This window comes from Coleofasciculus sp. B1-GNL1-01, assembly GCF_040220235.1.
In the GTDB taxonomy this organism is placed as follows: domain Bacteria; phylum Cyanobacteriota; class Cyanobacteriia; order Cyanobacteriales; family Coleofasciculaceae; genus Coleofasciculus.
In genome coordinates, this window is the sequence record NZ_JAVJTO010000013.1 from 61,822 (window position 1) to 67,836 (window position 6,015).

General features: G+C 44.8%; 4 protein-coding genes and 1 pseudogene. 3 read left to right on the forward strand and 2 right to left on the reverse strand.

Annotated elements, in window-relative coordinates; genetic code table 11:
- The first annotated feature begins 94 nt into the window (after positions 1–94).
- Entirely contained in the window at positions 95–787 is a 693-nt protein-coding gene (locus RID53_RS03070; protein ID WP_446386722.1) for a hypothetical protein, read from the forward strand.
- 454 nt (positions 788–1,241) lie between these two features.
- On the opposite strand, the gene RID53_RS03075 is transcribed toward RID53_RS03070, so the two are convergent.
- Both RID53_RS03075 and RID53_RS03080 read right to left on the reverse strand, forming a co-directional pair.
- On the reverse strand, positions 1,242–2,579 hold the full coding sequence (locus tag RID53_RS03075) for a nucleoside recognition domain-containing protein (protein ID WP_446386723.1): 1,338 nt from the start codon (positions 2,577–2,579) through the stop codon (positions 1,242–1,244).
- A gap of 166 nt (positions 2,580–2,745) precedes the next feature.
- Positions 2,746–2,889 carry a chlorophyll a/b-binding protein gene (locus RID53_RS03080; RefSeq protein WP_006101425.1) on the reverse strand — a complete coding sequence of 48 codons (144 nt, stop codon included), beginning with the start codon at positions 2,887–2,889 and terminating at the stop codon, positions 2,746–2,748.
- 369 nt (positions 2,890–3,258) lie between these two features.
- On the opposite strand from RID53_RS03080, the gene RID53_RS03085 reads away from it, so the two are divergent.
- Both RID53_RS03085 and RID53_RS03090 read left to right on the forward strand, forming a co-directional pair.
- Positions 3,259–4,707, forward strand: a complete 1,449-nt coding sequence (locus RID53_RS03085) for a pentapeptide repeat-containing protein (protein WP_446386724.1) — start codon at positions 3,259–3,261, stop codon at positions 4,705–4,707.
- A 1,125-nt stretch (positions 4,708–5,832) separates the two neighbouring features.
- A pseudogene (locus tag RID53_RS03090) lies at positions 5,833–6,015 on the forward strand (IS4 family transposase); the annotation flags it as partial.

The following is a 6,015-nucleotide window of genomic DNA, read 5'->3' on the forward strand; positions in this document are numbered from 1 at the left end:
AAAAATAGGTATAAATTTCCCATTATCGGGAACTTCCCAATAAAAAAATAGTCAACTTTATCCATAATCCTTTCCCTATAGCAGGTCTATTTCCATGTTAAGTTATAATCGCTGGCGGTCAGAAATAGCTATCTTAATGGCGCTAGGCATAACCACAACAGCCTCACTTCCCATCCTCATCGCCATACCCGCAACAGCAAAACCCCAACCTTATCGTATCGGGCAACTGTTTCCCTCACAACGGAACCCAGTCACCCCTCGTTCTACACAGGTCAGTGTACCATCAGGAACAGTCATTGCGGTTAAATCTGAGGACGCCGAAAAAATCGTCGTTACCCCCGATGAAACCGCACCCATCACCCTAACAATTACCCAGCCAATTCGTTCCTCAGCCGGAACAATTTTAATTCCCGCCGGGAGTCAAATTGAAGGAGAATTACGTCCAGTAGAAGGCGGAACTCAGTTTATCGCCAAACAGCTAATCCTGAAAACCAGTAATCGAGAATTGCCAATTGAAGCCACATCTGCGGTAATTACAGAAACCGAAACAATTGATAACGGAACTGATGTAAGTCGTATTCTCAAAAATGCCGCCATTGGTGCAGCCGCCGCCGGGGTTTTATCAGAACTATTTGGCGATATTGATTTAATTGAAGTTTTAGTCGGTGCTGGATTAGGCGCATTAGGCGGATTACTTTTAGGTGGAGGCGAACAAGCCGAAGTTTTCGTGATTTACCCAGAAACCGATTTAGAATTAACCTTAGATAGCGAATTAGTCTTGAGATAAGGCTTGAGAGAAGGCAGAAGGTTCCAAGGGGAGGAGTAAGGTAGTAAGGAAAAAGTAGCCACGTCTTAAAGAGGGTGACAAAAGCTGATTTGTATAACAGGTTTAGTTGTAGGGGCGGGTTTTACCGTTATCGGTTATGAGTAGACACAGATGTAAATAAACCCGCCCTTGCCCAAGGTTTATCCAGAAATAAAACCAAATTTTATAGCTCTAACTAACCTGGAGGTGGGCAAGAGCCAGAAACGATAACATAAGCACTTCAGGATTGATCACTCTTGCCCACCCTACATCTACATGAAATAACCGGGATATCCAAAGGACAAAGGACAAATGACGTAGCTTGCTTCTCAAGGGAGCGAGTATGACGAATGACGAATGACAAAGGACAAATGACAAATGACAAATGACAAATGACAAATGACAAATGACAAATGACAAATGACAAATGACCAATTTATCCCCAAAACAAAGCCGAAAAAAGACAAGCCATAATTAATCCCGTTGCATCTGCCAATAAAGCCGCCACCAGTGCATAACGGATACGAGTAATACCAACAGCGCCAAAATAAACCGCCAACACATAAAACGTTGTTTCCGTACTCCCCATCATTGTCGAAGCCAAAAACGCACTATAGGAATCGGGCGCCCTTTCCACAATTTCACTCATAATCCCAAACGCCCCTCCCCCAGAAAGAGGACGGATTAACGCCATTGGTAAAACTTCAGCAGGCATCCCAATTAAACGGGTTATCGGATTTAATAAAGTCGAAAGCGCCTCCATCGCCCCTGACGCCCGAAACATACCAATTGCCACTAAAATAGCGACGAGAAACGGAATAATCCGAATCGCAATCTCGAACCCCTGAACCGCTCCCTCTGTCACCGCTTCATACACTTTCACCCCGCGTCCAACCCCATAGGTGATAATCAATAAAATTAATGTCGGAATCAGCCAATAGGAAATAAAATCTTGGTTGAAGAAACCACCTAAACTTTGACGGGTTATCACGCCATAAATCATGGAAAAGATGAACCCTGCAATAAACCCCCAGGCGATAATTTTAGAAATTCGACCTGCTGGATACAACAAATGGGAAAAATCTGGTTCTTCAACGGGCTTAACCTCATCCTCGGTTTGCAGCACCGTTTCTTGTTCTAAACTATCAGCAACAGTCGTATCCGATACTTGACTCCGTTTGCGTAAAAACAACGCCACTAACACCCCAACCAGCGTCGAACAAGTCGTAGACAAAAATGTCGGTAGCCAAATGGCAGCAGGATCACTACTATTTGCCGCCGCCCGCACCCCAATGACACCTAGAGGAAATAGAGCCACACTCGATGTATTAATCGCCAGAAACAGACACATCGCATCCGTTGCGGTTCCCGGAAATGGATTCAACTTATTTAACTCCACCATCGCCTTAATGCCAAACGGAGTCGCCGCATTCCCCAACCCCAGCATATTGGCAGAAATATTCAGAATCATCGCCCCCATCGCCGGATGGGTAGGGGGTACATCAGGAAAAAGTTTCACCATCAAGGGTTTGAGCAGAGTTGCCAGATTGTACATCAGCCCTCCGGCTTCCAAAACCCGCACTAATCCTAACCAAAGCGCCATAACCCCAATCAAACCAATGGCTAACTCGACAGCCGTTTTAGCCGATTCAAAACTGGCGTCAGTAATGGCTTGCATCTTGTCGGTATACCCGGCAAATAGGATAGCGACAGCAATAAAGCCGACAAAAACAATGTTGATAGCGCTGGGCTTCCTCGATGGTTGGGAGGACATACTCAATAACCGTAAATAGACAGACTCATAGAATAACGGCAAAAGACCGAAGGCAAAAGCCCTCAGTCTTTTAATGGCTCTATAATAATCAGTTCTAGATGCCTGTCGGCTACCAACAGTTCAATCAGTTCATAGGGAAACGAAGCGTTTTCGTTAGAAGGATTAACTACATTAAGCCGAGTTGTTGGAGAATGCCTTGCCCGGTGAGCAATTCGGTAGCGATACCAATGACGAAGCCCAGCATTGCCAAGCGACCATTCCAGGTTTCGGCAAATGAGGTAAAGCCAAACTTAGTTTCTTGTTCTTGCATGAGTGGTGTCTCCTGTATCTGTCTCTGTAATAAAATTTAACTTAATTTTTCTAAAGCTGCAACATTTCTTTAGATTCATGAGCCACATGATATGATATGCAGATGATTGATGCTGCTTATGTAGAGACGTGCCACGGCACGTCTAGGATCAGGGGAAAGCAAGTGAAGGGTTAAGCGTAAGCCCCGACACCCGCCCGGAGTTCAAACTCCGGGCTAAAAGCTTAAGTCCATTAAAATGGACTAAAACTAGAGATGCATTACTGCAAGCTTTTGGTTCCTTGGGGTGAAACCCAAGGCGGTTGGTGAGACTGGTGCAAGATGTAAGTTCAAACCGATTCAAAAAACGAGCGATCGCGCACAACTGTGATCATGAAAATCCCTTTCATTCTCCCATTCAACACTGAAAACGTCGGTCGAGGCAGGTTGAGTCACATCGAGGTAGGAAAAAACACGATAAGAGTCAAACCCGTCCCTACAGTCCTGAAAACGCTTGTCTTAGCGATTTCCCTCGCCATCACTACAGGGTTCACCCACACCACCCATGCAGCGAACCCCCAACACTTAGAACAACTCAAAACAACCAATAGTTGTCCTCAATGTGACTTAACTAATGCTGATTTAACCAATGCCAATCTTCAGCAGGCAAATTTGAGCGGTGCTAACTTAAAGGGGGCAATCCTAACGGGGGCTAACTTAAACCAAGCCAATCTCAGCCAAGCCGAATTGAACGGTGCTAAACTGGCTGGAGCAACCTTGGCAAGGGCGAATTTGAGGGAGGCGAAACTGGGGTTAAGAGAACTGGATGCGGATAACCCCTTACCCTCTCAGGTTGAACCCGATAACCTCTACAATACCCTATCCTGGCTGGGCTATTTTCCCGCATTTATTGCCAATTGGTATGAAGCCATAGTCACCGATTTACGCGATGCTAACCTCCAGGGGGCTGACTTGTATCGGGCTAACTTGGATGGGGCGCTACTGAGTCGTGCGAATCTCCAAGAGGCTCAACTTGACTATACCAGCTTAGTTCGCACTCACTTACAGGAAGCTACACTAACCAATGCGAACTTAGTTAGTGCCGATCTACGCAATGCCAATCTCACCGACGCCCAACTGGAAGTCGCCGATATTCGCTCAGCGGATTTGCGTGGCGCTAACCTAAATTCTGCCAACCTGGATACCGTGAATGCGGATAGCGCTAACTTAAGCGGTGCTAATTTAAGTCAAGCTTATATCAGTAACGCCGACTTCAATGGCGCCGTTTTGGTGAGGACAACCCTGCAAGGGGCGGTTCTGAATGGGAGCAATTTTCAGATGGCTGATTTGAGTCAGGCGAATTTGCAAAGGGCGCAGTTAAAAGGAACGGGGTTTAATCGCGCTAATTTGACAGGGGTGAATTTGGAGGGGGCAAACTTGACCAATGCTAAACTCGCGATCGCAAACCTAACCAATACCCAATTGACGGGGGCGATTCTTCATTCAGCTTACCTACACAGCGCAACGCTGACGAATGCTAATTTAAGTGGTGTGGATTTACAGGAGGCGCAATTGCGAGAGGCGAATTTAAGTAATGTTACATTGGTTGGTGCAACCTTAGAAGATGCCAATCTGATTCGTTCCACGTTAACTGGGGCTAATTTAACCTATACCAACTTAACCCGATGCGATTTACGTGGAGCTAACTTAACCGGGGCTGATTTGAGTTACGCCAACTTAACCCAAGCCGATTTTGCCCAGGCTGCGTTGATGGATGCAAGCTTCCAGGGAGCGAACCTCAGCGACGCCAACTTCAAAGGCGCGATCGGATTTAATCGCTAAGCTGTCATGCATTTAAATTGGGTATTAGTAGCGAGCAAGATGCAAAGCCTGCGGCATGGCTTCGCTAAAGCCTTCGGCATGGCTTCGCTAAACGCACTACAAGGCTTTCGCCGTTATTGATATTAAGGTTTAAATGCCGAACAGCTTATGCTATACCTGGGCAGTAATGGTATCTGTCTGATTTGTTACTTTACGATTCAAAGTACTGATTTTTTAGCTCTAAGCAGGGGTTAAGTTCAGATTAATTAGCATTCAGCGTAAAGCAGAAATCCAGAGAGTGCAATAAGTTTTGGACTTTGGACAAAACAAACTTTGTCCAAAGTCCAAATAAGTTATAAAGACAAAGTTATAAAAACATAATAAAGAAACACCTGTGGATGTGATGTATTATTGGATATTCCCTTAAACCCGGACTTCTCACAAGCCGTTTAAAAATCATCCCAAAAGCGAAAAAATTACCTTTTTAATGAGGAAATAAGTTAGGCTAAAGACTTAATAAATATCAACAGCTTGACTCGCCTTGCATCAATTTTCATCTCGTACAGCACTCTTTTTAGATTTACCCCGGATGGGGGAGAAGTTGTAAGCATTTATGAGCTGTGGCAAAAATGTCTTTATAGGGGCAACCACTACTTATTGAAATTAACCTGAAGGGGTGACAAGCAGCTCAAAAGCTTGGCAGACCAAGCATCCCCCCCCTCAAACCTCAAAAAGATGAGAGCTTATTGACAGGCTTATTGAGAACAAAAACGTGAATGAGAATGATAATCATCTGGGTGACGCTCCAAGAGTCGGCTGGTTATCTTTAATCCTTAAATGCTCCCCCCAAAGCAGCACCCAGCAAGGGTCACAGGGTTTTGGGGTCGGCGTGCGATACGTCAGAGCACTCAAGAAAGGACACGAAAGAAGCTTTCCGCACACTTTCGAGCGATCGCCCAAAGTCGCACGGCGTTTGCCGTTTCAATTTTTCGGCTCTTTGAACTTCAGTAAGAAGGAACGTATCGCTCAGAGTAAAAGCAATAGAAAATAAATTTTTGACTTTTTCCCAAAATTAACAAGAAATGGGTTAGTTTTGTGGTCAAAAAGAGCGGTCTATGTTTATTCCAATCAACCGCTCAATTAATAATGATACCACAATTCTATCACAGTTGTCTTAAAAATTATCTAAGTGAGTCTCAACTTCTCACCCTAGAAATTTTACTGTGGCTGCTTCAAGTACACAAACAAGTCAAGATTGAGAGATTAGCCGCGCTCTTTCCTGTACCCATCCTTTATCAAAGTAGGAGGAAACATCTGCAAAGGTTTTTA

Coding starts and splice junctions, on each gene's coding strand:
- RID53_RS03075 (WP_446386723.1), bottom strand. CDS start 2,579: ATGTCCTCCCAACCATCGAGGAAGCCCAGCGCTATCAACATTGTTTTT.
- RID53_RS03070 (WP_446386722.1), top strand. CDS start 95: ATGTTAAGTTATAATCGCTGGCGGTCAGAAATAGCTATCTTAATGGCG.
- RID53_RS03085 (WP_446386724.1), top strand. CDS start 3,259: ATGAAAATCCCTTTCATTCTCCCATTCAACACTGAAAACGTCGGTCGA.
- RID53_RS03080 (WP_006101425.1), bottom strand. CDS start 2,889: ATGCAAGAACAAGAAACTAAGTTTGGCTTTACCTCATTTGCCGAAACC.